Consider the following 23,759-nt stretch of genomic DNA (forward strand, 5'->3'; position numbering starts at 1 on the left):
CGCGACACAGGCCGCTCGTAGAGGGATGGCACCGAACGCCAATGCCATAGGCCGACCGAGCAAGCCTCTGCTTTCTCGGGCTCTGATCGCCGACGCCGCCTTGCGGCTCATCGACCGCGAGGGGTCGGAAGCCCTCGCAATGCGGCGTATCGCCCGCGAGCTCGGCGTCGACCCTTCTTCTCTCTACAATCACATCGACAGCAAGAGCGACCTGATCGAAGAGCTGAGGGGCATCGTCTCTGCGAGTATCGACGCGAGCGCGTTCGCCGAGGAGCCGTGGAGCGAGGCCGTGATCACCTGGGCTCATTCCTACCGCTCGGCATTCTCGTCGCACCCGAAGCTGATTCCGCTTCTGATGTCGAAGGCATCGACGTCGCCCGTCATCATGGGCGTGTATGAGGAGTTCGCCCTCGCAGCCGGGCGTGACGGCTGGGCCGATTCCGACATCCTGCCCATTCTCACTGCGCTCGAGTCGTTTGTGCTCGGGTCGGTACTCGACATGTCCGGCCCGATGGTTCTGTTCGACCCCCGAGGGCAGGAGGACGAATTTCCCGCCTTCTCGCGTGCCTTCCACGCCCTCCAGGAGGCGGATCCCGACGATCCGGTTGCCGGGCCTGCATTCGAGTTGGGCCTCCGCGGCCTGGTGCGCGGGCTCACCGAACTCAGGCGCCGTTAGCGTTGTTATTGTCGGACCGTGGATAGCGGAGAACAGGCAGAGTCGAACGGCATCACCTTCGCGAGTGGTTCCGAGATGTCTCGCGCGATGGCCTCGGAGGTCGCGCGCGCATGGCAGTTGCTTCCGCGCATCAACGCGGTGGCGCCGGGAGATTTCGCCGCGATGCGCGAGGTCCTCGCCGAACTCATCGGTGAGGAGCTCGACCCCACGGTGCGGGTGCTGCCACCCTTCTATCCAGACGGTGGACGCAATCTGCGGTTCGGTCGAAACGTCTTTGTGAACCACGGATGCACGGCGGTGGTCGTCGGGGGAATCGACATCGGTGACGACGTGATGATCGGCCCTAATGTGCAGCTGATCAGTGGAGGGCACTCTCTCGACCCCGCCACTCGCCGCTCGGTGTGCACCTGCGCTCCGATCCGGATCGGGCGGGGCGTCTGGATCGGGGCGGGTGCGACGATCCTGCAAGGAGTGACCGTGGGAGATGACGCCGTTGTTGCGGCGGGCGCGGTGGTCACAAAGGATGTCGCGCCGCGCACTCTGGTCGGCGGCGTGCCGGCGCGGCAGATGCGCGCTCTATAGGGGGCGAACGCCGTGCTGCGCTCGTTGAGTAGGCCGTCCACGGTGGTACGAATACTCGCTAAATTGGCACGATGACACTGGCCCAAGCTGTTCTCTCGTTCGCATTCGTGGTGGGCTTGCTCACGATTCTTCCGGGACTGGACACGGCGCTGGTGATTCGCGGCACTGTGACGAAGTCACGCCGATATGGAGGCGCTGCAATTCTGGGCATTCAGGTCGGAACGCTGCTCTGGGGAGCAGCTGCTGCCACCGGTGCCGCCGCCCTGCTCGCAGCCAGTCAGGTGGCCTATGCAGTGCTCAGCTATGCCGGCGCTGGGTACCTCATCGTTATGGGCGTATCCATCATCGCGAAGACACTCCGACGTGACCGGGACACGACGTCGGAACCGGCTTCGCCCAGCCGACCGGCAGGCGTGGCTGAGGCTCGCAGCGGGTTCCTGCTCGGGCTGCTCACCAACCTGACGAACCCCAAGGTCGGTGTCTTCTACATGGCGACGATCCCCCAGTTCGTGCCAGCGGGCTACTCTCCCCTCTGGGTCGGACTTCTGCTTGCCGGCGTGCACTGCCTCATCGGCACGACCTGGCTGGGGCTGATCGTTGTCGGAGCGAATCGCCTTGCGCCGAAACTCCGTTCCGTCAGTGTCATCAAGTGGATCGACCGGGTTACCGGAGGCTCACTGATCTTTCTCGGTGGAAAACTGGCATTCGGCCAGCACTCATGAGCGACGCGCAGGAGGCCTTTAACGATCTAGCAGCGGTCGCCCGTCGATCCCCGGGCGCCAAACTCGTCACTATCTCGACCATCGATGTCGATGAAGACCAGATGATCCGGGTGTACTCGACTGATCCAGAGAACTATCCGGTCGGAGGTCGGGATGAGCCGCTTCGAGAGGGAGACGACGACCCGTGGTACGACCGAGTCGTGGTGCAGCAACGGCCATGGGTGAGTTTTGATGTGGATCATCTTCGTGAGAATTTCGCAGACCACGAGCTCATCGAGTCGCTCGGGTGCGGCGCAATCATCAACGTGCCGGTCGTTCACGAGGGTGCCGTAATCGGCTCGATCAACCTGCTCGATGCGGATGGACGTTACGATCACTCGTCCGTAGACGCCGCAGTCCTGCTCGCTGCGCGAATCGTTCCGGTTCTGGCTTCGCTCGATCAGGATCACTAGAAGAGAAGCTCCGACCGGCGCCGAACTGCTTCAAGTTCGTAGCAATGGTTAGACTGGCGCTATGGCCTCCTCCCCTCGTGCTCTCGACCCCACCCAGTTGGGTGCGTACTTCGCGCTCATCGAGGTGAGCAGCCTTCTGCGGCACTCGGTCGAGCAGCAGCTTCGTGAGGCCGGCGATCTCAGCTATGTGCAGTTCCAGCTCCTGGCCCGCTTGGGCGATTCGCCGACGGGCAGCCACCGAATGACTGAGCTCGCCGACGGTGTCGTGTACAGCAGAAGCGGCCTCACCTACCAGGCGCAATTGCTCGAGCAGCGCGGACTGGTCACTCGTTCTCCAACGCCCGACGATGAACGCGGCACGACAGTCACGATCACGGAGCAGGGCCGTGACGTTCTCGCCCAGGTCTTCCCTGGCCACATCGCTGTGCTCGACGACCTGCTGCTCGAACCGCTGACGCCGGGCGATGTCGCCTCTCTCGCCGACGTTCTGGGGCGGGTCCGCGACCACATGCGTGCCGCTCCGCCGCGGTCTGCTGCGCCGCGGCGACGCAAATCGAGCTGATCTCGGGACCGGGCCCGATGCATCCGGATGCTCGGGTCGCCTGACTATTCGGCCGGCGGGCCGACAATTCCCCGCAGGGGGCGGTTCGTTCTTCCGCGGCGCTTTCCGCGCGGCCGCGCGCGGCGGTCAGGGGCTGCCGCCGATTGCGCCTTCTGACCTCGGGTTGGAAGCACTCTCGAGCCTTGAATGTATTGCGAATTCGTAGCACTTGCTTTGAATTCGAAGCGGTGATACCGTCTGATCAAGTGCTTCACATTCGAAGCAATGAGAGAAAGAAGAAGATCATGAAGGCAGTACGTTTTCACGAAGTCGGTGGCCCTGAAGTTCTGCGTTACGAAGATGCCGAGCAACCCGTGGCTGGTGAGGGGCAGGTTCTGATCCGAGTTGCGGGCTCGGCGTTCAACCCGGCCGACGCGGGCATTCGCGGAGGAACTCTTCCGTTCCTGGTGGTGTTGCCGCACGTGCCCGGGTACGACGTGTCGGGCACCATCGAGGCACTCGGCGACGGCGTGACGGATTTTCAGGTGGGTGACCCGGTCGTGGCTTTTCTCCCCATGGGTGACAACGGCTCGGCGGCCGAATACGTGGTTGCGCCTGCCGACGTTCTGGCGAAGGCGCCGTCGAGCATCGACCTTGCAGATGCCGCAGCCCTGCCGTCGGTGGCGCTCACCGCCTGGCAGGCGCTTTTCGACCTAGCGGGGCTCGAGGCCGGTCAGCGTGTGCTCATCGCCGGTGCCGGGGGAGCGGTTGGTGGCTACGCCGTGCAGCTCGCCAAGCACGCGGGTGCGTATGTGATCGCCACGGCGAGCCCGCGCAGTCGTAACGACGTCAGTTCAGCCGGCGCAGATGAGGTCATCGACCACGCCAGCACCGCGGTGCTCGACGCCGTCGCCGAACAGGTCGACGTTCTTCTGAACCTGGCGCCCATCAGTCCCGAGGAGTTCGAGGCTCTTGTGCCTCTCGTTCGTGACGGCGGCATCGTGGTGGCCACGACAGCATGGATGGCCACGCCCGGCGATGAGAAGCGCGGCGTGCGCACGGCGAGCGTCTTCGTGGAGGCCAAGGTCGACGAGCTGAACCAGCTGGTGGCGCTGGTCGACAGTGGTGAGCTCGTGGTCAACGTGGCCCAGCGTGTGCCGCTGAGCGAACTGCCCGCGATCCATGCCAAGGCTGCCGCTGGTGAGTTGCGCGGCAAGATCGTCGCCGTTCCTGCCGGCTAGTCGATGTGCCGACGGGGTCGCGCGAGGGGCATCGGTCGGGGCAGAGTGGGGCCATGACTACTTCTGCGAGTGTCGTCATCGTCGGAGGAGGCCCGGCGGGCCTCTTCCTCGGCCTGCTGCTCGCGCGCGCCGGCATCACCACCACCGTCCTCGAGAAGCACGCCGATTTTCTCCGCGACTTCCGTGGAGACACCGTGCATCCCAGCACTCTCACGATGCTCGACGACCTCGGCCTCTTCGGCCGGTTCGACGCCCTGCCGCATTCGAAGATCAGATCGGTGTCGCTGAACGACGGCGACGGCGATGTGGTCATGGCCGATTTCGGGCGGCTCAGGGTGCCGCATCCATACATAGCCATGGTTCCGCAGTGGGATCTGCTCGACCTGCTCGCCGACGCCGGTGCTGCCGAATCCGCGTACACGCTCCGGATGCGCCATGAGGTGACCGGTGTCATTCGTGAGGGTGGGCGCGCTGTGGGTGTGTCGTACCTGTCGCCCGACGGGCCGGGCGAGATCCGAGCCGATCTCGTGGTCGCCTGCGACGGCCGCTCGTCTGTCGTGCGTGCTGCGGCGAAGCTCCCGGTCAAGGCCTTCGCCGTCGGGTTCGACGCGTGGTGGTTCCGGGTCACGACAGCGGCGTATGTCGGTGAGCAGCTGATCCCTCGGCTCGATGCCGGCCATGTCATGATCTCGATTCCCCGAAAGGGCTATGTGCAGGTCGCTTCGCTGGGTCCGAAGGGAAGTGACGCGACGCTGCGTGCGAGAGGAATCGAGGCCCTCCGCGCCGATGTCGCCTCGCTCGTCCCCGAGATCGCCGCCGACGTGCACCGCCTCTCGTCGATGGACGACGTGAAGCATCTCGACGTCAAGGTCGATCGCCTCACGAGGTGGCATCGCCCGGGCTTGCTCTGCATCGGGGACGCCGCGCATGCCATGTCACCGGTGGGCGGCGTCGGCATCAATCTGGCGGTTCAGGATGCCGTGGCCACGGCTCGCATTGTCGCCGAGCCGCTGCTGCGGGGCGAGTTCCGCGACGGTGGATCTGGGGTGCTGGCCAAGGTGCGCAGACGCCGGACGCTGCCGACCGTCCTCATCCAGAGCCTGCAACGCGTTCTGCACAGGCGACTCATAGGCCCGGCGCTTGAGGGCAGAATCGCCCAACCGCCTCGCCTTCTCGTCGCGATCGCGCGGCGTGCGCCGGCCATCACCGGGCTGACTGCGCGCTTCATCGGGATTGGCCCGCGTCCCGAGCGCATCCCCGCATTTGCGCGCAGATAAGCCCGACGCATCGAGGGTAGGCATACTCGATGTATGGAACTCGATCCAGTGTCCCCTTTCGACATCGGCCCGATTCGAGATTTTCTGGAGCAGGCCGACCTGACTTTGGCTGGGCTCGATGCGCCCGGAGTGCGGCTGTGGGTTGAGCGAGACGGCAGCGGCCACATCGTCGGCAGCACGGGCTTCGAGCTGAGCGCGGATGCCCGGCACGCGCTGATTCGCAGCGTCGCCGTGGCGCCGGAGCGTCGCACAGCTGGATCGGGCTCTCGGCTCGCCCGATTCGCGATGGATGCGGCGCGGGACGCGGGAGCCGAACGTGCATGGCTCTTCTCGCGGCGCTCGGGCCCGTTCTGGCAGAAGCTCGGTTTCGCCGCTGCCGACCGCGACGAGCTGGCCACCGCTCTCGCCGACACCCATCAGGTGCGCCTGTTCGTCGAGACAGGTCAGCTCGGGCGCGAGGTCGCATGGTCGTGCGCGCTTCCGGATGCTGCGTGAGCTGTGCAACGCGCTACTGCTGGATGAAGTCCAGAAGGTCGGGGTTGATGACGTCGGCGTGCGTCGTCAGCATGCCGTGCGGGTAGCCCTCGTAGATCTTCAGCGTCGAGTTGCTGAGCAGCTCGTGCTGCTTGAGCGCCGCATCCTTGTACGGCACGACCTGGTCGTCGTCACCCTGCATCACAAGAACAGGAACGGAGATCGCCTTCAGATCTTCTGTCTGGTCGGTCTCGGAGAACGCCTTGATGCCCTCGTAGTGCGCGAGCGCGCTGCCGGTCATGCCCTGCCGCCACCAGTTGTCGACCACGGGCTGTGAGAGAGTCGCTCCGTCGCGGTTGAAACCGTAGAACGGGCCGGATGCGACGGCTTCGAAGAACTCGGCCCGGTTGGCGGCCAGGGCTTCACGGAACCCATCGAATACCGCGATCGGCGTTCCCTCAGGGTTGGCATCGGTCTGCGCCATCAGTGGTGGTACTGCTGCGACCAGCACGGCTTTCGCCACGCGACCCTGCGGCTCGCCGTGCTTGGCGACGTAGCGCGCGACCTGGCCGCCACCCGTGGAGTGACCGATGTGGATGGCGTTCTTCAGGTCGAGGTGCTCGACCACGGCGGAGACGTCGCTCGCGTAGTGGTCCATGTCGTGACCGGTGCCGATGTCGGTCGACCGGCCGTGGCCGCGGCGGTCGCTCGCGATGACGCGGAAACCCTTCGAGTGGAAGTAGAGCATCTGGGCATCCCAGTCATCACTGGACAGGGGCCAGCCATGGTGGAACACGATGGGCTGGGCGTCCTCGATCCCCAGTCTTTGTAATAGATCTCTGTGCCGTCTTCGGCTGTCACAAACGCCATGATTGACCTCCATCTTCGTGTCGAACCAAGTCGTGCTCGGAACGACTTCCTGTGGGAATTCCGCTCGTCGATGAGCGCGCTCTCACAATAACGCGGCTCGACCGCTCAATCTATGGAGAATCCGAGGGTTTGACATCTGTTCAGTGAGGCCCGATCATCCGTCGCAATCAAGGGTCGGGTCTGGCTCCAGCTGCATGCACACCAGCCTCGGCCTTTCCTCCCACGATTCCACCACGGCGAAACCGCGCGCGCGGTAGAGCTGCATGGCGTCATCGCGCCACTCCCACACTGTGAGCCGCACGGGTAGGTCCCTGAGGCTGATCGCCGCATCGAGGAGCGCGGAGCCGACCCGCCGGCCGCGGGCGCGCGGATCGACCCAGAGCCGCTTGATTTCCCTCGTCGCGCCGCTCCTCTGAACGACGACGATCCCGACGAGTTCGCCGTCTGCCTCGGCGACGTGAACGACCCCATTGTCGTACGCTGTCGCCGGGTCGTGGATTTCTGCTCTGTAGCGCGCGGGAAGGGCGGCGTCGGCGGGCGCCTCGCCCTGCTGTTCGGCCTTCTCGAGCTCGGTCTGCCTCAGGTAGGCCTCGACGAGAAGACGTACCTGTTCACGATCGGGTCCCGCGAGGTCGGCTCGTCGCACGGTGATGAGATCCATGGGGCTCCTAGCTCCCACCGAGCAGCCATCGCTTGACGGAGATCTGGAGGAGCACTCGCGGGCCGTCCACCGTCTCATCGAGAACGTTCCAGCCGTTGTACTTCTGCGCGAAGAGAGAGACGACGTCGGCGAACTCGGCGATCTCGCGGTGGACGAGAGCCCGGCCTTGGGCAACGTGCGGGTCAGGTGCCGAACCGTCAATGGCGAGGGAGACCCGATCGTCTGCGGTGACGTTTCGCACTTTCACGTTTGTCGCCGCGGATGCGATCCAGAAGGCGTTTTGGACCAAGACGAACCAGACCGAGGTCGTATGCGGCGATCCATCTGCGCGCAACGTGGTGAACCACGCACAGGGTGTATCGGCGGATGATGTCATCTGACCAGTATTGCGAGCAACTCCTCGCCTCGCACTTGCACCTATCTTGCATGGCACGTAACGTGTTATGCATGGTAGTGGATGTTGGCACACAGCTGCGCAAGGGCGTTGTGGAGTTCTGCGTGCTCGGGCTGCTCTCGCGCGAGGCGATGTATGGCTGGCAGCTGTCGGAGCGCCTCGTCTCGAGTGGCCTGATCGCGAGCATCGGCACTCTGTATCCGATGCTGGCCCGCCTGCGCAGTCAAGGGCTCGTCACCGCGTACGACGAGGCATCGGCCTCCGGGCCGGTGCGCAAGTACTACAGGCTCACAGCTCAGGGCGAGGTGCAGCTCGAATCGTTCCGGCTGCAATGGACACCCTTCGCCGCCACCGTGCATCAGCTCGTCGGAAAGGACAGCAGCTCATGACCGAACAGACGTCGAACACCGTGAAGACCTACCTTGCGCGTCTCGACGCGGCGCTCGCCGGAGTCGACCCCGACGTGCGCTTCGAGATCGTGTCGGGCATCCGCGAAGAACTTGCAGGCCTAGACGACCAGGCGGCGGCTGCGCGTATCGCCGACATGGACGACCCGGCGTTGATTGCTGCTGAGGCTCGCGCCGAGCTGCCTCCTGCTCCCACGCCCCCAGCGCCCGTGGCAGCCGAACCCGTTCCGGGCCGCACGTTCTCGATTGTCGCCGTGGTCGTGCTCATCGTCGGTGCCTTTATCCTGCCGCTTCTCGGCCCACTCGTCGGCCTCGTGTGGGTCAGCATGGCGAAGGCGTGGACACGTTTCGAGAAGCTCGTAGCCTGGCTCGTTCCGCTTGCGACGATCTTTGTCGTCGCTGCAGTGTTGGCGATCACCTCGATGACGGGCCAGGAGACCGCGTCCGAGACGACGAACCCGCTCATTCCTTGGGGATTCCCGTTCGGATGGCATCTGACCGTGCTTATTCCGTATGTTGTGCTGCCCATCGAGGGCGTCGTGCTGGCGGTGCGAGCCAACAAGCGCGGATGGCGGGCGCAGCCGCTGCCCTAACCCGAGTGGCCCGCGGAAGGCGTCGCTCTAATGCAGGAGAAACCGCATCACGGCGTGCGAACGTGGCCGATTTTGCCGACTTTTCCTGAAAACGAGCGCGCCGGTCAGTGGCCGCGCGCGATCCACTCCTCGAGGTGCGGGGCCTCTGCGCCGATCGTGGTCGAGTCGCCGTGACCCGTTCGCACGACGGTGTCGGAGGGCAGTGTCAGCAGCTTGGTGCTGATCGACTCGATGATCGTGCCGAAGTCGCTGTACGAACGGCCGGTCGCGCCCGGCCCACCATTGAACAAGGTGTCTCCGCTGAAAACCGTGCCCAGCGACGGGGCAAAGAAGCAGACCGCTCCGGGCGAATGCCCGGGCGTGTGCAGCACCTCGAGCTCGATGCCGGCGACCGTGACGATCTGGCCATCGACCAGGCCGGAACTCGGCGAGGCGTCGGGGTAGACCGCGTCCCAGAGCATCCGATCGCCGTCGTTCAGCAGCACCGGCGCGCCGGTTGCGGCCTGCAACGCGGCCACGGCGTCGATGTGATCGTTGTGGGCGTGCGTCAGAAGAATCGCGGCGAGCGTGCGGTCGCCGACGGCGGCCAGGATGGCGTCGGCATCGTGGGCGGCGTCGATCACGACGCACTCGCGTTCGTCACCGACGATCCACACGTTGTTGTCGACATCCCACGTTCCACCGTCGAGGCTGAAGGTGCCGCTGGTGACCAGGTTCTCGATGCGGGCGGCCATTACAGAACCACCACCGAACGCAGCACATCGCCGCTCGCCATGCTGGCGAACGCCTCTTCGATGTCGTGGATGCCGATTCGCTCGGTCACGAATTCGTCGAGGGGCAGACGGCCCTGCAGAAACAGGTCGGTGAGCATGGGGAAGTCGCGTTCGGGCAGGCAGTCGCCGTACCAGCTCGATTTGAGGGAGCCGCCACGGCCGAAGACGTCGAGCAGGGGGATCTCGAGCATCATGTCGGGCGTGGGAACGCCGACGAGAACGACGGTTCCCGCGAGGTCGCGGGCGTAGAACGCCTGGCGCCACGTCTCAGGGCGACCGACCGCATCGATCACGACATCGGCGCCGAAGGTGTTGGTGAGCTCCTGCACGGCGGCGACCACCCCGGCCTCGTCGAGGTCGCTGGAGTCGATCACGTGGGTCGCTCCGAGGGCTGCAGCCTTGGTGAGCTTCTTGGCGTCGCGGTCGATGGCGATGATGGTGCTCGCACCGGCCAGCTGCGAACCGACGATCGCAGCGGTACCCACGCCGCCGCATCCGATGACCGCGACGGAGTCGCCGCGCGTGACGTTGCCGGTGTTCATGGCGGCGCCCAGGCCGGCCATGATGCCGCAGCCGAGCAGGCCGACGGCGGCGGGGTCGGCATCCGGATTCACCTTCGTGCACTGCTTGGCGTGCACGAGCGTCTTCTCGGCGAACGCGCCGATGCCGAGGGCCGGGCTGAGCTCGGTTCCGTCTTCGAGGGTCATCTTCTGCGTGGCGTTGAAGGTATTGAAGCAGTACCAGGGCTCGGCACGCAGGCATGCGCGGCACTCGCCGCAGACCGCGCGCCAGTTGAGCACGACGAAGTCGCCGACCTTCACATTGGTGACGCCCTCGCCGATCGCGCTGACCCGACCCGCTGCCTCATGGCCGAGGAGGAAGGGGAAGTCGTCGCTGATTCCGCCCTCGCGGTAGTGGTAGTCGGTGTGGCAGACGCCGCACGTTTCGATGTCGACCACAGCCTCGCCTGGCCCGGGGTCGGGGATGACGATGGTGGTCAGCTCGACGGGTGCGCCCTTCGAGCGGGCGATCACGCCGGTCACGGTGGTGGACATGGAGGGGCTCCTTTGTGCGCGGGTGGGGGGCTGTTTCAGAGTACCCGGCGTGGAGATCGGTCTAGCTTGGCGGAGGTCAGACGAGTTTCTTCATGACCGTCTTGAGCGTTGAAATGGCGTCCTCAAAGTTCCGCCTGGTGTCAGCCGCCGCGTGCTGCGTGCCGGATGCGGCCGGCTCTGCCGCCCACTGCTTCATCGCCGTCCGTACGGTCGCGAGACACACGCCGAGAATCAGTTGGGCCTCGTCGTTCCGTTGCGCCTCGTTACCCGCTGCGAAGGCAGCATCGTCGCCCAGCCAGCCGGCGATGATGCTGCTGAGGCGATCCTCGAGATCGGCGACCCTCACCATCTGGCGGGTCATCAGCTGCGGGTACTCGCGCATCACGGAGCGCTTCAATTCGGTGTGACGGTGATTTCCTCCGCTGGCCTGGAAGACGGCGTAGATGAGCTCGAAGACGGCCGCGAGAATGTCGGGATCGTGTTCGCGAACCCTGTCGAGTTCCGCCGCCACGGCGGCCTCGTCGATGCCGAGAACGGCGTCTTCTTTTGTGGGGAAGTAGTTGAAGAACGTGCGAGGTGAGATGTCTGCGCGTTCGCTGATCGCGTCGATGGTCGTCGCATCAAGGCCCCGCTCGAGCACAAGCTCGGCGGCGGCGACGTGGATGGCTTCGGCGGTGTTCGCACGCTTGCGCTCGCGGAGTCCGGAGGGTGCGTCATGCATAAGAACAATCATTGCACCTGGTGCAAGATTACAGCGATGTATTTTTGCGCAATGCGCAGCGGCGCGTCAGCGCAGCATGAGGTCGGCGGTGCGCAGCGAGAGCGCCATCTGCGTGAGGCATGGGTTGGCGCTGAGCGAGCTCGGGAACGTCGAGTTGTCCGAGATCCACATATTCGGGATGTCGTGGCTGCGCCCCTCGGCATCGATCACGCCGGTCGCGGGGTCGGCGCTCATGCGGCAGGTGCCCAACGTGTGCGCGGTGCGGGCGAGCACCCGGGTCTCGAGAGCTCCCGCCGCCTCGAGGATGCGGGTCATCGTGGCAGTGGCGTGCTCGGTGATCGCATTCTCGTTCGCTCCTGCAGTGAAGGTGACGAGCGCCCGCGGCACGCCCCATTCGTCGAGTTCATCGCTGAGAACGAGCCTGTTGTTCTCGGCTGGCAGACACTCACCGTTGATGCCGATGCCGGCTGAGTAGCGCCAGGCATCCAGAGCGTTCATCAGCTCTGCGCCCCACAGCCCCGCGCCGCGGATGACGGTGGTCGCGTAGTTCAGGGGCATTACGCCGAGGCTCTGCAGAAGGTAACCGCCGGCGAAGTCGACGCCCTCAGGCCGCACGAAGTCTTCACTGATCAGCGAGGAGGGGTAGCCGCGATAGCCGCGGATCTGCTCATCGAAGCGGCCCCACACCTGCACGCCCCCGTGGGCGAGAAAGTTGCGCCCGACCTGGCCGGAAGAGTTCGCCAGCCCCGTGTTCAGGAGCAGGCGCGGCGTCTCGATGCCGCCGCCCGCGAGAACGAGATTCGCGCAGCGCTGCCGATACTCCTTGCCGTCGTGTCGGTAGACCACGGCTCCGACACGGCCCTGCGCGTCGAGCTCGATGCCGTGCACCATCGAATCGGGTCGGATCTCAGCGCCATCGGCGACCGCTGCGGGCAGGTACGTGTTGGCCGTGGTGGCTTTCGTTCCATAGCGTTCGCCCTGGTGGATGCTGCCCAGGTTTTGGCTCGACCTGCGGTTTCCGAAGTGCGGCTGGTCGCGGTCGCGACTCAGGATGGCCGCCGGCGCATCCGTCGCCCGGATGCCGAGCCGGGCGCATCCGGCCGCCATGAGATCGGCGGGGGCGTTGCGATCGACGGGAGGCTCGAGGTACTCGCGCTCCGGGTCCCACGGGTACGGGGTCGGTCCGGATACGCCGATGGTGCGCTCGACCTCGGCGACGTAGCGGGTGAGTTCGGCGTGGTCGATCGGCCAGTCCTCGCCCACGCCCGACTCGGTGCGCAGCCGCAGGTCGCGCGCGTCGGGGCGGGGCGTGAATGCTCCCCAGTGCAGCGTTCCGCCGCCCACGCCGAAGCCGCTGTTGTTGGTGCCGAACGCGGTCGGGTCGCCGCCGCCCGAGAGTCGCTCAGACATCCAGTTGATGCGCGGGGCCTCGACCTCGTCATTGGTGAAGCCGTCGGGGTCGGTGTTCGGCCCGGCCTCGAGCGCCACGACTTTCAGACCACGCCCGGCGAGGCGCGCGAGCAGCGGCGCCCCGCCCGCTCCGGTTCCCACAACGACGACGTCGACGATCTCATCTCGGTCGTACGTACGCATGTCGTTCAGATTCACGCGAGATCCCCCAGCTCGACAGGCTCCCACGGGTCGCGCAGGCCCGCGGCGACGGTGTTATAGCCGACTGATCCGAATGCCGGACCGCTCGTCGCGAATCCGTCGTAGCCGATCCGGGCGAACGAGGCCGGATGCGACAGCCAGATTCGCGTGAGGTCGGTGCGCAGGTCGTCGAACCAGTGCTGGCGCATCGTGCCGTTCCATGCGTCGCCGCCGAGCGCCTGGTGCTCGTTGAGTTCGCCCGAGATGATGCCCTCGATCAGCGCGTTCTGCTCGGCCGTCGCATTCTGGTCGTCGGTGTCGTCTGGCCATAGGGCGGACAAGTCGTCGAGCCCCAGTCGGTAGGCGAAGACATTGGCCGGCTGCCCTTCGTTGCGCCACCCGTCGCTGCGGGCCAGGGCCAGGTCGGCGTCGACGCGCGCAGCGAGGTCGACGCGGGCCGTTCCCGACTGCGGAACCAGCCGATCGGCAAGCGCGCGCAGCATCGAGAGCTGCTCGGGTGAGAGCACTCGGGGCGCGTAGTCGGGGTCGTCGGCCAGCGCCCGGTGGGCGAGAAACCCGCGCGCCTCGGGGGCCGTTCGTTCGGACGCGATGAGCCGGCCCCACTCGGGCGTGACTTGCGGGGCCGTCGGCACCGTCGCATCCCACAGCCGCACGATCTCGTCTGCCACCTCGGCGGCGCGCTCGTAAGGCAGTAGGTGTCCCGTCGAGGCGAGCGATACGAAGCGCGCCCGTGGGTAGACGTCGGCGAGCAGTTGCGGCTGGGCGGATGCGCCGAGATCGTCATCGTCTTCTCCGGCGAGAACGACGACGGGAAGGTCGAGAACTCCGATGTCGGACGACAGATCTTCGACGCTGCCTTCGGTGAGCCAGCGACGCCACGCGAGCGGCGACATGCGGCGAAGCTGTTCGACGGCGGCGCGCGCGGCGGCCTCGCCCAGGGGTGCCGCCACGTTCTGTGCGACGAACTCGCTCGCGTGGCCCTGCGAGATCGGGCCGTCGTCGACCCAGGAGAGCATCTCGGCGCGCTTGTCTTCGCTCATCGGCTCGGGCGTGGGCGGCGACGGCGCGAGCAGCACGAGCCCGGCGAGGCCGAACACGTTGGCCCGGCCGCGCAGGATGCGATCGGTCACCACGGCCGTGACTTTGCCGCCCATGCTGTGGGCAGCGATGACGAACGGGCCGCCGTCGGCTTCGGCTTCGATGACCTGAACAGCGCGGTCGGCGAGGGCCGCGACCGAGCCGTTCGGCGCATCCGGGGAGCCGTCGTGACCGGGCAGGTCGATGCCGACCACGCGCAGCCGGCCGCCTGCGAGGGCGTCGAGGGCGTCCGCGATCGGGCCCGCTGCTGCGGCGCCGAATCCGAGGCCGGGAAGGAAGAAGATGGTGCCGGCGGGGGTGGTCACGGTGTGACCATTGCTCCGTTGACGTTGAGAGTCTCGCCCGAGACGTAGCTCGATTCGGCCGATGCCAGGAACACGAAGGCGGGCGCCAGCTCGGCCGGCTGACCGGCGCGCTGGTAGGTGCTCTCGTCGTCGAAGGCTTTCATCTGCTCGTCGGAAACTCCCTGCGACACCTGCAGCGCAGTCCACACCGGGCCCGGCGCCACCACGTTCACCCGAATTCCGCGCGGGGCCAGCTGCTGAGCCAGACCTTTCGAGAGATTGTTGATCGCGGCCTTGGTCGAGGCGTAGTCGAGGCGATCGGGAGCGGGCTTGTAGGCCTCGAGCGATGCCGTGTTGATGATGGTCGCCCCCTCGGGCAGGTGAGGGAGGGCAGCCTTCGTGAGCCAGAAGTTGGCGAAGACGTTGGTGCGGAAGGTCTGCTCGAACTGCTCGTCGCTCAGATCTTCGAGGCGGTCGACGGCCACCTGCTTGCCGGCGTTGTTCACGAGGATGTCGAGGCCTCCGAGCACGCTCACGGCCTCGGCGATGATGGCGCGGCAGGTGGAGGCGTCGGTGATGTCGGCCGCGATGGAGTGGCCCTTGGCTCCAGCCTCCTCGATCAGACCGACGATGCGATCGGCATCCTGCTGCTCGGCGCGCAGGTGCACGATGACGACATCGGCGCCCTCGCGAGCGAAGGCGATGGCCACGGCGCCGCCGATGCCGGAGTCTCCGCCGGTGATCAGCGCCTTGCGGCCGGTGAGCCGGCCGGTGCCGCGGTAGGTCTTCTCGCCGAGATCGGGAACCGGGGTCATCTGCGCCTGCACCCCGGGCTCCGGCTGGTGCTGGACGGGCGGTTCGACCCGGTCGTAGAGGGTGACCGGGTTGCCGAACGTGTACTGATCGCGTGCAGTCATACGACCGAGCGTAGATCGGGAGCCGTATCAGGTCGGGGGCCTTGCGCACTGCCCAGCTTCTGGTAACGGCGGGGCTGATCAGCGCACCGCGTGCGCGCCCGCTCGCGATATGGCGCAAATCGACCCAAGATACGCGGCGAAGGTCGATTCTTGACAGACGAGGCAGGATGCGTGCGCTCGATGTGGCAGAAATCGACCCTCTTCGCATCGGGTGGGTCGATTTCTGCCACATGGCGCCGCCGCCGGACTAAAGTGGCGGGCCGGGCCGGAGCTCCGGAGTCTCTTCGGGCCCAGACAGGAAGTACCCCAAAAACGTGACGCCTTCCGACGTTGCGTCAAACCGGTCGATCAAGACGCCTTGGGGTTCGTAGAACACATCGCCCGCGCGCAGGATCACCTCGGGGCCGCTGTCGACCTGAAAGACGACCGACCCCGATTCGACGGATCCGAAGACAGGGCCATTGTGATGATGGGGTCCGCCCGCCACGTCGGGCTGCATCGTGATCCGACGCACCTGCACCGAAGCGGTGACGTGATCGGGTAGCGACTGTGCGAGAAGGGTGAGTCGTTCCACTGGTTCCGTCATGTTTCGATTATCGGCCGATGGCGACGATGCGGCGGAGTTCCGTGCTGCAACGCAGGAAGATCAGGCCACCGACGTGCAGAATCGCGCATTTCGGTTGAGATCTCCTGCGGTGGAGCGACATCTACCAGTCAAGCGTGCATGCCGCGTGAACGGGCCGAGCGGCGTAGGCAGGTGCATCAGCGGGCTGAGCACCAGTTCGGAGCCCAACCGTCGACGGTGCCGAGTTGCGCGCCGTCGGTGAGGTCGACGTAGGTGATCTGTTGCGCGCTGGTACTGATCGCGGCGTAGAGGCCGTTGGGCGAAACGCAGGCGCTCGTCACAGATTGACCGGCGTGCTCGAGGGAGTCGAGCGAGAAGAGGGTGCTGCTGCCGGTGGGCGTGACCTTGGCGACGGTCGTGTCCGGACCATAGCCGGAGTCTTGGATCTCGAGGGTGGTGCCCGCGGCATCCACGATCGTGCCCTCGGCATCGCCGGCAACCGACGGGAATGAGCTGTTGGGATGTTCGGCCTGGCCGAAGTCTGTCGCGATACGCGCACCGGCCGTCGCCGTGACCAGCGTCTTCGTGGTCGGAACGAAACCGACGAGCGAGTCCGCGCTGCCGATCGGGGCAGGGCCAGAGGTGCCGTCTCGTTCGCCGAGGGTGTCGATCAGCAGCAAACCCGAGCTCTCTGTCTGCGCGACGAGCGAGGTGGTGCCCGGAATGAACATCCAGTCTTTCGCCGTGAGCACCTCGTAATCGGTGCCCGTGATGGGAATCGAGTAGTCGTTTCCGCGGGTGATGTCGTAGACGTACAGCTGATCGGGCTGTGCTTCATACAGCGCAGACTGCTGCGGGGTGAAGGTGTAGCCGAAGAGCTTGCTCGCGGGGCTGGCCCTGAGGCTCGTGATTGTGCCCGAGCCCGCGAGGTTGACGACGATCGGCGCGCCGCCGGTCAGCGAGACGATGGTCAGCGCGTCGGTTCCGTCGTCGTTCACGGTGTCGACGACCAGCGCGTCGGTGAGCGCCACGAACTGCCGGATGCGCGGGGCTTGGTAGACCGGCGTCGGTGCGCCGCCCCCGACGGGTGCGGTCAGAATCGCGTCGCTGAACTGCGACTCGGGGGTGCCCGTCGAGGGCGACAGGAAGTACATGGTCGGATTCGCCGTGGTGAACGTGTAGCTGACGGTCGAGGCTCCGCCGCCCGAGATGCTGCGGACCTCGGGCACGGTCACGGTGTATCGGGTGTTGTAGCTGAGGATTCCAGTGAACTGCACGTCGATGGTGTCGCCGTCGACCGTCGCGGTGGCCGCCACGGCCGGGCTGACTGTGAGCTTGCCCGCGACGGATGCATCGAGCGGTTCATTGGTCTGCAGCAGCAGACGTTGACCCGCGCGCTCGACTGCGGTGTTCACGTTGATCTGCGCCGACTGCAGCTGTGGACCGTGCGAAAAGTTCGCGACAACAAGCACCGCGGCCACCAGCGAGATGGCCGTGATGCTGCCGTAGAGCAGTCGCCGGAACCTCCGACCCGCGGTCTCAATAGACATAGGGCTCGGCGGGCTGTTCGACTGCCGTGAGGCTGTCGGGGCGAACGACTGTTGTGGCGGCACTGAGCACGCTGGGGTTCGCTTCGAATGCACCCGTGACGGTGACCCAACTGTCGGTGGCGTAGCTGCTCGACCAGCCCGGCGAGTAGACCGGAACCCCGACGGGCTGCGCGTCGACCGCGCAGCAGGTGACCACGAAACGGGCGACGTAGAACACGTTGTCGGGATCGTCAGCGTCGGGGGTGACGAATCCCGTGAGGGTGGCAGTTCTGCCGCTCAGGTCGTCGGCGCTCGCCCCCTGGCGAATGAGGGAAGCCCAGTCCTTGACCGAATACGCCGAGGTGTCGTCCGACGTGCCCGGGGGCGGGCCGGCGTTCGCCAGGGTGTTCGACGAACCGTTGAGGCTGCGCTGTTCGACCGCGGCTGAGGTGAGCGCGCTCGGGGGAACGACGAGCAGGGCGATGGCTGCGGCGGCGACGATCACGAGGGCGGTGAGCGATCCGCCCAACGCGAGCAGTGGGCGGCGGCGACCGGCCCCGGCGTCGCCGTGGGCGTCGGGCCCACGCCCATCCGGCTCACCGTGCATGCCGTGATCGTGATCGTCGTGTTCGTCTGGCCCCGGGATCACGAGGAGTGCGCCGATCGTGAGCACGAACGCGATGCCGGCCATGACCAGGGTGAACACGTAGTAGCGCGGGTGGATGTAGAGCCCGAGCTGCCCGGTCGCGCCGAGCCACCCCGTGGCGATAGCGGCGAGCAGGGTGAGAGCCAGCCCTTTCCAACGCGTGATGAGACGACTAAAAGACAAGGTTCACCGCCAATCCGATGGCCGCGGCGCAGACGGCGATGAGCACACTCACTTGCACCAGCGTGCGCACCGTGAACGTGGTTCGCATCAGGGCGAGCATCTTGATGTCGATCATGGGTCCGAAGATGAGAAAGGCGACGATGCCGCCGGGTAGAAACGTCGAGCCGAACGAGAGGATGAAGAATGCGTCGACGTTCGAGCAGATGGCGACGATGAAGGCGAGTGCCATAAGCGCGAGCACCGACCACAGCGGATTGCTGCCCAGGGTGATCAGCAGGTTGCGCGACACGGCCACCTGGATGAGCCCCGCGATGCCGGCGCCGACGATCAGGGCGGGCATCATTGCTGCGGACTCGCGCCCGAAGCTGATCAGCGTGCGCCGAGTTCGGGTGCCGTGCTCGGCGTGCGGATCGACTGCGCAGGCCGCCTGAAAGCTGCGCGTGAGCAGCGTCTGCGGAGCGGGGTGGGTGCTGTAGATGAAGCCGACGAGATTCGCGATGACCAAGCCTCCGACGATGCGGCTGATCAGAATGCCGTCGTTCCATCCGAATGCCTGATACGTCGTGATGATCGTGATCGGGTTGATGATCGGCGCTGCGAAGAGAAAAGCCATGGAGTCGGCGACGCTGAGGCCGCTGACGATGAGACCTCGAGTCAGCGGAACATTGCCGCACTCGCACACCGGAAGCAGTACCCCGAGAAGTGAGATGACGCTGCGCCTGAGAACGGCGTTTCTCGGCAGCCTCCTTAGAAGAAAGCCCGCGGGCAGCCAGATCTGAACGACCGCCGAAAGCAGGATGCCGAGAATCACGAACGGCAGCGACTCGATGATGACGCTCACAGAGAGAGTCACGAAGTCCTTGGCGGGGTCGGTCATCCACGACGTCCACTCGGCCGGAGCGAAAATCCTGATCGCCACGAGGAGCAGCACCGCGGCGACGCCGACGGTGGGCGTCCAGCGCCACTCCGATCGGGTCAGCTCGCGCAGCGACGGGTGCGCCGCGGGTGTCGTGCTCAGCGTTCGCTCCTCGTGACGTGACGGCGTGAAATCCGGATCAGTCAATCACGCCCGGCTGCCGTCCGGCTCCAAGCTAGCCGCGTATTCGAACGGCGCGCGCCTCAGCTGAGCTCGAGGGTGATGGTGGGGATGCTCCGTCCGTCGCCCCGCACCCGCGAGACGCAGACGCAGATGCGTGACCCCGCATCGCGTTGACGCTCGCTGTAGAACACATCACGATGATCGATTACGCCGTGGAGGCCGAGCACCCGTGCCTCGCACAGACCGCACTCGCCCCTCCTGCAGTCGTTCAGGGCGTCGACGCCGACATCCTCCAGAGCTTCGAGAAGGGTCGACGACGCGCTGACCGACGTCTCGATGCCGAGAGCCGGGATGCGCACGCGGAACGGCTCCGGCTGATGCCAGCCGCTGTTCCCGAACGTCTCGAAGCGCAGGTCGGATGCCGGGAGCTCACGTTCCGTCCATGCTCGCCTGACCGCATCCATCAGGCGGATCGGACCGCACATGTACAGCTCGGTGCCCGGCTGCACGGTGCTCACGAGTTCCGGCACGTCGACGCTCGTGCCTTCGTCTCCGATGTGCACATCGAGCCGCGCGCCATGCTCGGTGGTGAGTTGATCGAGATAGGCCATCTGATCGCGCCGCCGGCCGCAGTAGACCAGCCGATACGGCACCGCGCGGGCAGCCAGCGTGCGTGCCATCCCTGCGATCGCGGTGATTCCGATACCGCCGGCGAGCAGCAGATACGACGGCGCGCCGATCCTCAGGGGGAAGTCCTGCAGTGGCTGAGTCAGCTCGATACGATCGCCGGCAGTCAGCGCGTGCATCGCCGTCGCTCCACCGCGAGACGTCTCCGACGCGAACACGCTGATGGCGAGCGAGGAGCCGTCGGAGGCGGAGTCGACGATCGAGTAGGAGCGGACGACCGCCTCGGCGCCGATCGTCACGAGCACATCCACGTGGCTCCCGGGGTCGGCGGGCACCGGCCGCGACGGGGCGACGACGATTCTGCGGATCGCGGATGTGAGGGCGGTGTTCTCGACCACCGTGGCCGATTGCCAGAAAGCGGTGTGCGCGGTCGCCACGCTCAGACCTCGACCAGCGGTGAGGGGCTGAGCCGGCCCTCAGCCTCGAGTCGGCGCTCGATCAGCTTCCGGACCCACATGCCTCCGGCGTCGATGTTGAGGCTGTAGAACTCGTAGTCGGGGTTGGCGTCGATTGCGGCCTGCTGGGCCTTGAGCATCGCCTCGTCCTCTCCGAAGACGCCGTGCACGCCGTTTCGCAGCTGGGTGGTGATGAGCTGGCTCTCCAGGCGGTAGTTGCGCTGGAACGACCAGAAGTAGTGGCAGCTCCTCGGTGTCTCCGGCGAGATCGTGTTCATCACGTAGCCATTCACGCCCTGGCTTCGATCGCCCTCGGGTGCCCCGGTCCCGGCCTTCGCGACTCCGACGTCGATGCAGATGGTCGACGGTGCCTCGAAGTGGATGATCTGCCACCGGTCGACGCGGCCCTCGAAGCCCGGGAACCTGTCGCGCATGTTCTTCAACCAGAACGGCGGTGCTTCGATGTTCAGCATCCATCGGGTGACCGTCACCGTTGTGTCGGTGTGGGTGGTGATGAACTCGGATTCGCTCAGCTCGTCCTGACCGATGCTGGAGGAGTGGACGAACTCTTCGTGGGTCAGGTCCATGAGGTTGTCGAGTACCAGCTGGTAGTTGCAGGGGGCATGGATGAGCTCACCATCACCGGCCCAGTCGTCATCCGACATCTGGTGCATGTCGGGGATCGTGTCGGGATCGGCCAGCAGCGGATCGCCGAGCCACACCCAGGCGTAGCGGTAGCGTTCCACGATGGGGAACGACGGCACCGTGGCGCTGGGGTTGATGGTCTCCTGCGCGGGCATAGAGGTGCAGCGGCCCGCGGCGTTGTAGCGGATGCCGTGGTACGGGCACTGAATATCCTCCTTGCCAACGGTCTTGCCCATCGACAGGGGTGCGAGGCGGTGCCAGCAGGCGTCGGCCAGGGCGACGGGCCTGCCGTCTTCGGTGCGGTAGAGCGCGAGCGGCCTGTCGGCGATGGTTCTGGCGATCGGGGTGCGGGTCACCTCGTGATCCCAGGCCGCCACATACCAGGCGTTCAGCGGATGGCCCATGACCTTGCTCGTGGTGCTGTGGATCGGCATTGCGACTCCTTCGTCGATGTGATGGGCGGTCTCGGCCCCTCGCCGTAACTATCTATCTACATAGATAGTAGGGGAAGGGGCGGCAGGAGGGAACTCCCGCGTTCCGACTACAGTTCGAGCCATGAGTCTGCGATTCGCCCTGCTTGCCGTACTGACCGCTCAGCCGATGACGGGGTACGACCTCGCTCAGGCGTTTCGCTCATCCGTTGGGCACGTCTGGCACGCGCCGAACTCGCAGATCTACCCCGAGCTTCGCCGGATGGAGCAGGAGGGTCTGATCCGCGGAGAGAGCGTGGCGTGGGGGAGCCGTGGCACGAAGACCCGATACGAGGTGGTCGACGAGGGCATCGTCGCGCTTCGGGCTTGGCTCGCGGCGCCGATGAACTACTCTCGGGAGCGCGATCCGGCCCATCTCCGTGCCGCGTACTTCGAATGGGCCGATGCGGAATCGGCCCGCCGCAACCTGCGCGAGCATCGGCGGCACTTCGAAGAACTGCTCGGCCAGTGGCAGGAGCAGCTGAACCTCATCCGCTCGCGCGAGCATCCGATCGTCAAGCAACGCCTGGCGATCTACCCGGAGAGCGACTGGCCGAGGATCACGGCCTACAAGGAGTTCGCCTACGAAGGTCTGGTGGCTCAGGCGGAGCAGGAGATCGCCTGGGCGACGCGGGGGCTGGCGCTCGTGGATCGACTCGAGCGCCAGCCCTCGCCGCCGGCGGATTCCTGACCGAGGCTGCGGCGTCGCTCTCCTCAGAGCGGGTACTGGCCGGGCTCACGACGCAGGGTGATCCAGCGCGTGTCAGTGAACGCGTCGACGTTCGCCTGCGCTCCGCCGTGCCGCGACCCGGTGCCGGAGAAGCCGGTGCCGCCGAACGGTGCGTTGGCCTCGTCGTTGACCGTCTGGTCGTTGATGTGCACGATCCCGGTCGGGATGCGCTGGGCGAGCGCGAGACCCGCGAACACGTCGGCCGTCACGATCCCGAGCGAGAGACCGTACTGGGTGTCGGCGGCGAGTGCTACGGCTTCGTCGTCGGTGGCGAAGGGCACGACCGATGCCACCGGGCCGAAGACCTCGTCGGCGTAGGCAGTAGCATCCCTCGGCGTGTTCGCGAGCACTGTCGGGCGGTAGAAGAGCTCGTCGTAGCTTCCGCCGGCGCGGAGCTCGGCCCCCTGCGCCACGGCGTCCTGCACGAGAGTGTGCACCCGGTCGCGCTGCACCTCATCGATCAGAGGTCCGAGATGCACCTGACCGGCTGCAGGGTCACCGACGTGCATCGAGTCCGCCTTCGCGGCGAGCTTCGAGACGTACTCTTCGAACAGCGACTCGTGCACGATGTGACGGCCGACCGTCATGCAGATCTGCCCCTGGTGCAGGAACGATCCCCACGTCGCGAGGTTGACCGCCTTGTCGACGTCGGCGTCGGCGCGAATGATGAACGCCGAGTTGCCGCCGAGTTCGAGGTGCGCGCGGGTGAGGTGACGCGCAGCCACCTCGCCGACGGCACGACCGGCTCGCGTCGATCCGGTGAAGGCGACCACCCGCACGCGCGGATCGGCGACAAGCGCCTCGCCCACGTCGGCGCCACCGGGCACGAGCTGGAGCAGTCCGGCCGGGAGGCCTGCCTCCTCGAAGATCCGCACGAACGACACGCCGCCGGTGATGACGGTGCGCGGGTCGGGCTTCAGGAGCACGGCGTTGCCGAGAGCAAGCGCCGGCGCGACGGCGCGGATCGCGAGGATCAGCGGCACGTTGAATGGCGCGATGACTCCGACCACGCCCACCGGCACCTGCTGCGCGAGAGAGAGTCTGGGCTCTTCACTGGCCAGGATCGATCCGAGCGGCGCCGACGGCAGAGCCGCGGCCTCATAGGTCTCGGCCGCCGTGACGTGAAGTGCGAACCCGGCCAGGGGCGGGATCGCCCCCACCTCACGCACATTCCAGCCGCCGATCTCGTCGGCATACTGCTCCCACAGCTGACCGGCTTTGCGCAGCACCGCCGAGCGAGCGGGATGCGGGAGCGCCGCCCACTCCTTCTGCGCGCGCGCGGCGCCTTCTGCGGCCCGGGCGACGTCGGCGGGATCGGCAAGCCCGACCATGGCGAGAGTCGCCCCCGTGGCCGGCTCGATCGAGGGGATCGCACCACCCCCGCCGACGACCCATTCGCCGTCGATGAAGATCTTGCCGGCGAACACGCTCTCGTCGAGGAGGGTGTCGGATGTCTGGATTGCAGTACTCATGATGACTCCTTGTTCTGATGGTGTGGGGATGATGCTCTGAGGTCTCGTG

26 protein-coding genes and 1 pseudogene are annotated in these 23,759 nt (G+C 66.2%); 11 read left to right on the forward strand and 16 right to left on the reverse strand.

What is annotated here, in order from left to right; translation table 11 throughout:
• Positions 1-25 precede the first annotated feature (25 nt).
• The 8 genes from TZ00_RS09330 (at position 26) to TZ00_RS09365 (ending at position 5,986) form a co-directional block, all read left to right on the forward strand.
• On the forward strand, positions 26-676 hold the full coding sequence (locus TZ00_RS09330; protein WP_044441062.1) for a TetR/AcrR family transcriptional regulator: 651 nt from the start codon (positions 26-28) through the stop codon (positions 674-676).
• 18 nt (positions 677-694) lie between these two features.
• Entirely contained in the window at positions 695-1,258 is a 564-nt protein-coding gene (locus TZ00_RS09335) for a DapH/DapD/GlmU-related protein (RefSeq protein ID WP_202965834.1), read from the forward strand.
• Between the two features lie 71 nt (positions 1,259-1,329).
• Positions 1,330-1,980 carry a LysE family translocator gene (locus TZ00_RS09340; protein ID WP_044441064.1) on the forward strand — a complete coding sequence of 217 codons (651 nt, stop codon included), beginning with the start codon at positions 1,330-1,332 and terminating at the stop codon, positions 1,978-1,980.
• Positions 1,977-2,432, forward strand: coding sequence for a GAF domain-containing protein (locus TZ00_RS09345; RefSeq protein ID WP_044441066.1), 456 nt, complete (start codon positions 1,977-1,979; stop codon positions 2,430-2,432). Before TZ00_RS09340 ends, TZ00_RS09345 begins: the two co-directional genes overlap by 4 nt.
• A 61-nt stretch (positions 2,433-2,493) precedes the next feature.
• Complete coding sequence (locus TZ00_RS09350) at positions 2,494-2,994, forward strand: MarR family winged helix-turn-helix transcriptional regulator (protein WP_044441068.1); 501 nt, start codon at positions 2,494-2,496, stop codon at positions 2,992-2,994.
• Between the two features lie 284 nt (positions 2,995-3,278).
• Complete coding sequence (locus tag TZ00_RS09355; protein ID WP_044441465.1) at positions 3,279-4,214, forward strand: NADP-dependent oxidoreductase; 936 nt, start codon at positions 3,279-3,281, stop codon at positions 4,212-4,214.
• A gap of 53 nt (positions 4,215-4,267) precedes the next feature.
• Positions 4,268-5,491: an FAD-dependent oxidoreductase gene (locus tag TZ00_RS09360; protein WP_044441071.1), complete on the forward strand. Its 1,224-nt coding sequence runs from the start codon at positions 4,268-4,270 to the stop codon at positions 5,489-5,491.
• 33 nt (positions 5,492-5,524) lie between these two features.
• Complete coding sequence (locus TZ00_RS09365; protein WP_044441073.1) at positions 5,525-5,986, forward strand: GNAT family N-acetyltransferase; 462 nt, start codon at positions 5,525-5,527, stop codon at positions 5,984-5,986.
• Between the two features lie 13 nt (positions 5,987-5,999).
• Here the strand turns inward: TZ00_RS09365 and TZ00_RS09370 are convergent.
• The 3 genes and pseudogenes from TZ00_RS09370 to TZ00_RS09380 form a co-directional block, all read right to left on the reverse strand.
• Positions 6,000-6,835, reverse strand: a pseudogene (locus TZ00_RS09370) (alpha/beta fold hydrolase).
• A gap of 154 nt (positions 6,836-6,989) precedes the next feature.
• Positions 6,990-7,496: a GNAT family N-acetyltransferase gene (locus tag TZ00_RS09375; protein WP_044441075.1), complete on the reverse strand. Its 507-nt coding sequence runs from the start codon at positions 7,494-7,496 to the stop codon at positions 6,990-6,992.
• Positions 7,497-7,503: 7 nt separating this feature from the next.
• Positions 7,504-7,872 carry a pyridoxamine 5'-phosphate oxidase family protein gene (locus tag TZ00_RS09380; RefSeq protein WP_044441077.1) on the reverse strand — a complete coding sequence of 123 codons (369 nt, stop codon included), beginning with the start codon at positions 7,870-7,872 and terminating at the stop codon, positions 7,504-7,506.
• 71 nt (positions 7,873-7,943) lie between these two features.
• On the opposite strand from TZ00_RS09380, the gene TZ00_RS09385 reads away from it, so the two are divergent.
• Together TZ00_RS09385 and TZ00_RS09390 are read left to right on the forward strand one after the other, a co-directional pair.
• The gene (locus TZ00_RS09385) at positions 7,944-8,279 is read left to right on the forward strand and encodes a PadR family transcriptional regulator (protein WP_044441079.1); all 336 of its coding nucleotides are present in this window, start codon (positions 7,944-7,946) and stop codon (positions 8,277-8,279) included.
• Positions 8,276-8,890, forward strand: a complete 615-nt coding sequence (locus tag TZ00_RS09390; protein WP_044441080.1) for an HAAS signaling domain-containing protein — start codon at positions 8,276-8,278, stop codon at positions 8,888-8,890. Before TZ00_RS09385 ends, TZ00_RS09390 begins: the two co-directional genes overlap by 4 nt.
• 104 nt (positions 8,891-8,994) lie before the next feature.
• Here the strand turns inward: TZ00_RS09390 and TZ00_RS09395 are convergent, their stop codons facing one another.
• The 12 genes from TZ00_RS09395 to TZ00_RS09450 all read right to left on the reverse strand — a co-directional run bounded on the left by TZ00_RS09395 (position 8,995) and on the right by TZ00_RS09450 (position 21,472).
• The gene (locus TZ00_RS09395) at positions 8,995-9,624 is read right to left on the reverse strand and encodes an MBL fold metallo-hydrolase (RefSeq protein ID WP_044441081.1); all 630 of its coding nucleotides are present in this window, start codon (positions 9,622-9,624) and stop codon (positions 8,995-8,997) included.
• Positions 9,624-10,718 (reverse strand): S-(hydroxymethyl)mycothiol dehydrogenase, encoded by a 1,095-nt coding sequence (locus TZ00_RS09400; RefSeq protein WP_044441082.1) that lies wholly within the window; start codon positions 10,716-10,718, stop codon positions 9,624-9,626. The genes TZ00_RS09395 and TZ00_RS09400 overlap by 1 nt, the downstream gene beginning before the upstream one ends.
• Before the next feature lie 76 nt (positions 10,719-10,794).
• Positions 10,795-11,439: a TetR/AcrR family transcriptional regulator gene (locus TZ00_RS18835; RefSeq protein ID WP_052521436.1), complete on the reverse strand. Its 645-nt coding sequence runs from the start codon at positions 11,437-11,439 to the stop codon at positions 10,795-10,797.
• Positions 11,440-11,505: 66 nt separating this feature from the next.
• Positions 11,506-13,047 carry a GMC family oxidoreductase gene (locus TZ00_RS09410; RefSeq protein WP_238579635.1) on the reverse strand — a complete coding sequence of 514 codons (1,542 nt, stop codon included), beginning with the start codon at positions 13,045-13,047 and terminating at the stop codon, positions 11,506-11,508.
• Positions 13,044-14,453, reverse strand: coding sequence for an alpha/beta fold hydrolase (locus TZ00_RS09415; protein ID WP_044441083.1), 1,410 nt, complete (start codon positions 14,451-14,453; stop codon positions 13,044-13,046). The genes TZ00_RS09410 and TZ00_RS09415 overlap by 4 nt, the downstream gene beginning before the upstream one ends.
• On the reverse strand, positions 14,450-15,349 hold the full coding sequence (locus TZ00_RS09420; RefSeq protein WP_044441085.1) for an SDR family oxidoreductase: 900 nt from the start codon (positions 15,347-15,349) through the stop codon (positions 14,450-14,452). The genes TZ00_RS09415 and TZ00_RS09420 overlap by 4 nt, the downstream gene beginning before the upstream one ends.
• 247 nt (positions 15,350-15,596) lie before the next feature.
• The gene (locus TZ00_RS09425) at positions 15,597-15,935 is read right to left on the reverse strand and encodes a cupin domain-containing protein (RefSeq protein ID WP_084606018.1); all 339 of its coding nucleotides are present in this window, start codon (positions 15,933-15,935) and stop codon (positions 15,597-15,599) included.
• 176 nt (positions 15,936-16,111) lie between these two features.
• Positions 16,112-17,464, reverse strand: coding sequence for an Ig-like domain-containing domain (locus TZ00_RS09430; RefSeq protein ID WP_044441089.1), 1,353 nt, complete (start codon positions 17,462-17,464; stop codon positions 16,112-16,114).
• A complete protein-coding gene (locus tag TZ00_RS09435; RefSeq protein ID WP_052521438.1) occupies positions 17,454-18,272 on the reverse strand; it encodes a TIGR03943 family putative permease subunit in 819 nt (272 codons plus the stop codon). The genes TZ00_RS09430 and TZ00_RS09435 overlap by 11 nt, the downstream gene beginning before the upstream one ends.
• On the reverse strand, positions 18,262-19,335 hold the full coding sequence (locus TZ00_RS09440; RefSeq protein ID WP_084606019.1) for a permease: 1,074 nt from the start codon (positions 19,333-19,335) through the stop codon (positions 18,262-18,264). The genes TZ00_RS09435 and TZ00_RS09440 overlap by 11 nt, the downstream gene beginning before the upstream one ends.
• A 56-nt stretch (positions 19,336-19,391) precedes the next feature.
• On the reverse strand, positions 19,392-20,375 hold the full coding sequence (locus TZ00_RS09445; protein WP_044441091.1) for a PDR/VanB family oxidoreductase: 984 nt from the start codon (positions 20,373-20,375) through the stop codon (positions 19,392-19,394).
• A gap of 2 nt (positions 20,376-20,377) precedes the next feature.
• Positions 20,378-21,472 carry an aromatic ring-hydroxylating oxygenase subunit alpha gene (locus tag TZ00_RS09450; protein ID WP_044441093.1) on the reverse strand — a complete coding sequence of 365 codons (1,095 nt, stop codon included), beginning with the start codon at positions 21,470-21,472 and terminating at the stop codon, positions 20,378-20,380.
• A gap of 121 nt (positions 21,473-21,593) precedes the next feature.
• Here TZ00_RS09450 and TZ00_RS09455 point away from each other — a divergent pair, with 121 nt between their 5' ends.
• A complete protein-coding gene (locus TZ00_RS09455) occupies positions 21,594-22,199 on the forward strand; it encodes a PadR family transcriptional regulator (protein WP_044441095.1) in 606 nt (201 codons plus the stop codon).
• Between the two features lie 23 nt (positions 22,200-22,222).
• Here TZ00_RS09455 and TZ00_RS09460 read toward each other — a convergent pair whose 3' ends face one another.
• A complete protein-coding gene (locus TZ00_RS09460; RefSeq protein ID WP_044441097.1) occupies positions 22,223-23,710 on the reverse strand; it encodes an aldehyde dehydrogenase family protein in 1,488 nt (495 codons plus the stop codon).
• Between the last annotated feature and the right edge of the window lie 49 nt (positions 23,711-23,759).

The organism is Agreia bicolorata, assembly GCF_000938265.1.
Classification (GTDB): Bacteria; Actinomycetota; Actinomycetes; order Actinomycetales; family Microbacteriaceae; genus Agreia; species Agreia bicolorata.

Coding starts and splice junctions, on each gene's coding strand:
- TZ00_RS09330 (WP_044441062.1), top strand. CDS start 26: ATGGCACCGAACGCCAATGCCATAGGCCGACCGAGCAAGCCTCTGCTT.
- TZ00_RS09340 (WP_044441064.1), top strand. CDS start 1,330: ATGACACTGGCCCAAGCTGTTCTCTCGTTCGCATTCGTGGTGGGCTTG.
- TZ00_RS09345 (WP_044441066.1), top strand. CDS start 1,977: ATGAGCGACGCGCAGGAGGCCTTTAACGATCTAGCAGCGGTCGCCCGT.
- TZ00_RS09350 (WP_044441068.1), top strand. CDS start 2,494: ATGGCCTCCTCCCCTCGTGCTCTCGACCCCACCCAGTTGGGTGCGTAC.
- TZ00_RS09355 (WP_044441465.1), top strand. CDS start 3,279: ATGAAGGCAGTACGTTTTCACGAAGTCGGTGGCCCTGAAGTTCTGCGT.
- TZ00_RS09360 (WP_044441071.1), top strand. CDS start 4,268: ATGACTACTTCTGCGAGTGTCGTCATCGTCGGAGGAGGCCCGGCGGGC.
- TZ00_RS09365 (WP_044441073.1), top strand. CDS start 5,525: ATGGAACTCGATCCAGTGTCCCCTTTCGACATCGGCCCGATTCGAGAT.
- TZ00_RS09375 (WP_044441075.1), bottom strand. CDS start 7,496: ATGGATCTCATCACCGTGCGACGAGCCGACCTCGCGGGACCCGATCGT.
- TZ00_RS09380 (WP_044441077.1), bottom strand. CDS start 7,872: ATGACATCATCCGCCGATACACCCTGTGCGTGGTTCACCACGTTGCGC.
- TZ00_RS09385 (WP_044441079.1), top strand. CDS start 7,944: ATGGTAGTGGATGTTGGCACACAGCTGCGCAAGGGCGTTGTGGAGTTC.
- TZ00_RS09390 (WP_044441080.1), top strand. CDS start 8,276: ATGACCGAACAGACGTCGAACACCGTGAAGACCTACCTTGCGCGTCTC.
- TZ00_RS09395 (WP_044441081.1), bottom strand. CDS start 9,624: ATGGCCGCCCGCATCGAGAACCTGGTCACCAGCGGCACCTTCAGCCTC.
- TZ00_RS09400 (WP_044441082.1), bottom strand. CDS start 10,718: ATGTCCACCACCGTGACCGGCGTGATCGCCCGCTCGAAGGGCGCACCC.
- TZ00_RS18835 (WP_052521436.1), bottom strand. CDS start 11,439: ATGCATGACGCACCCTCCGGACTCCGCGAGCGCAAGCGTGCGAACACC.
- TZ00_RS09420 (WP_044441085.1), bottom strand. CDS start 15,349: ATGACTGCACGCGATCAGTACACGTTCGGCAACCCGGTCACCCTCTAC.
- TZ00_RS09425 (WP_084606018.1), bottom strand. CDS start 15,935: ATGACGGAACCAGTGGAACGACTCACCCTTCTCGCACAGTCGCTACCC.
- TZ00_RS09430 (WP_044441089.1), bottom strand. CDS start 17,464: ATGTCTATTGAGACCGCGGGTCGGAGGTTCCGGCGACTGCTCTACGGC.
- TZ00_RS09450 (WP_044441093.1), bottom strand. CDS start 21,472: ATGCCGATCCACAGCACCACGAGCAAGGTCATGGGCCATCCGCTGAAC.
- TZ00_RS09455 (WP_044441095.1), top strand. CDS start 21,594: ATGAGTCTGCGATTCGCCCTGCTTGCCGTACTGACCGCTCAGCCGATG.
- TZ00_RS09460 (WP_044441097.1), bottom strand. CDS start 23,710: ATGAGTACTGCAATCCAGACATCCGACACCCTCCTCGACGAGAGCGTG.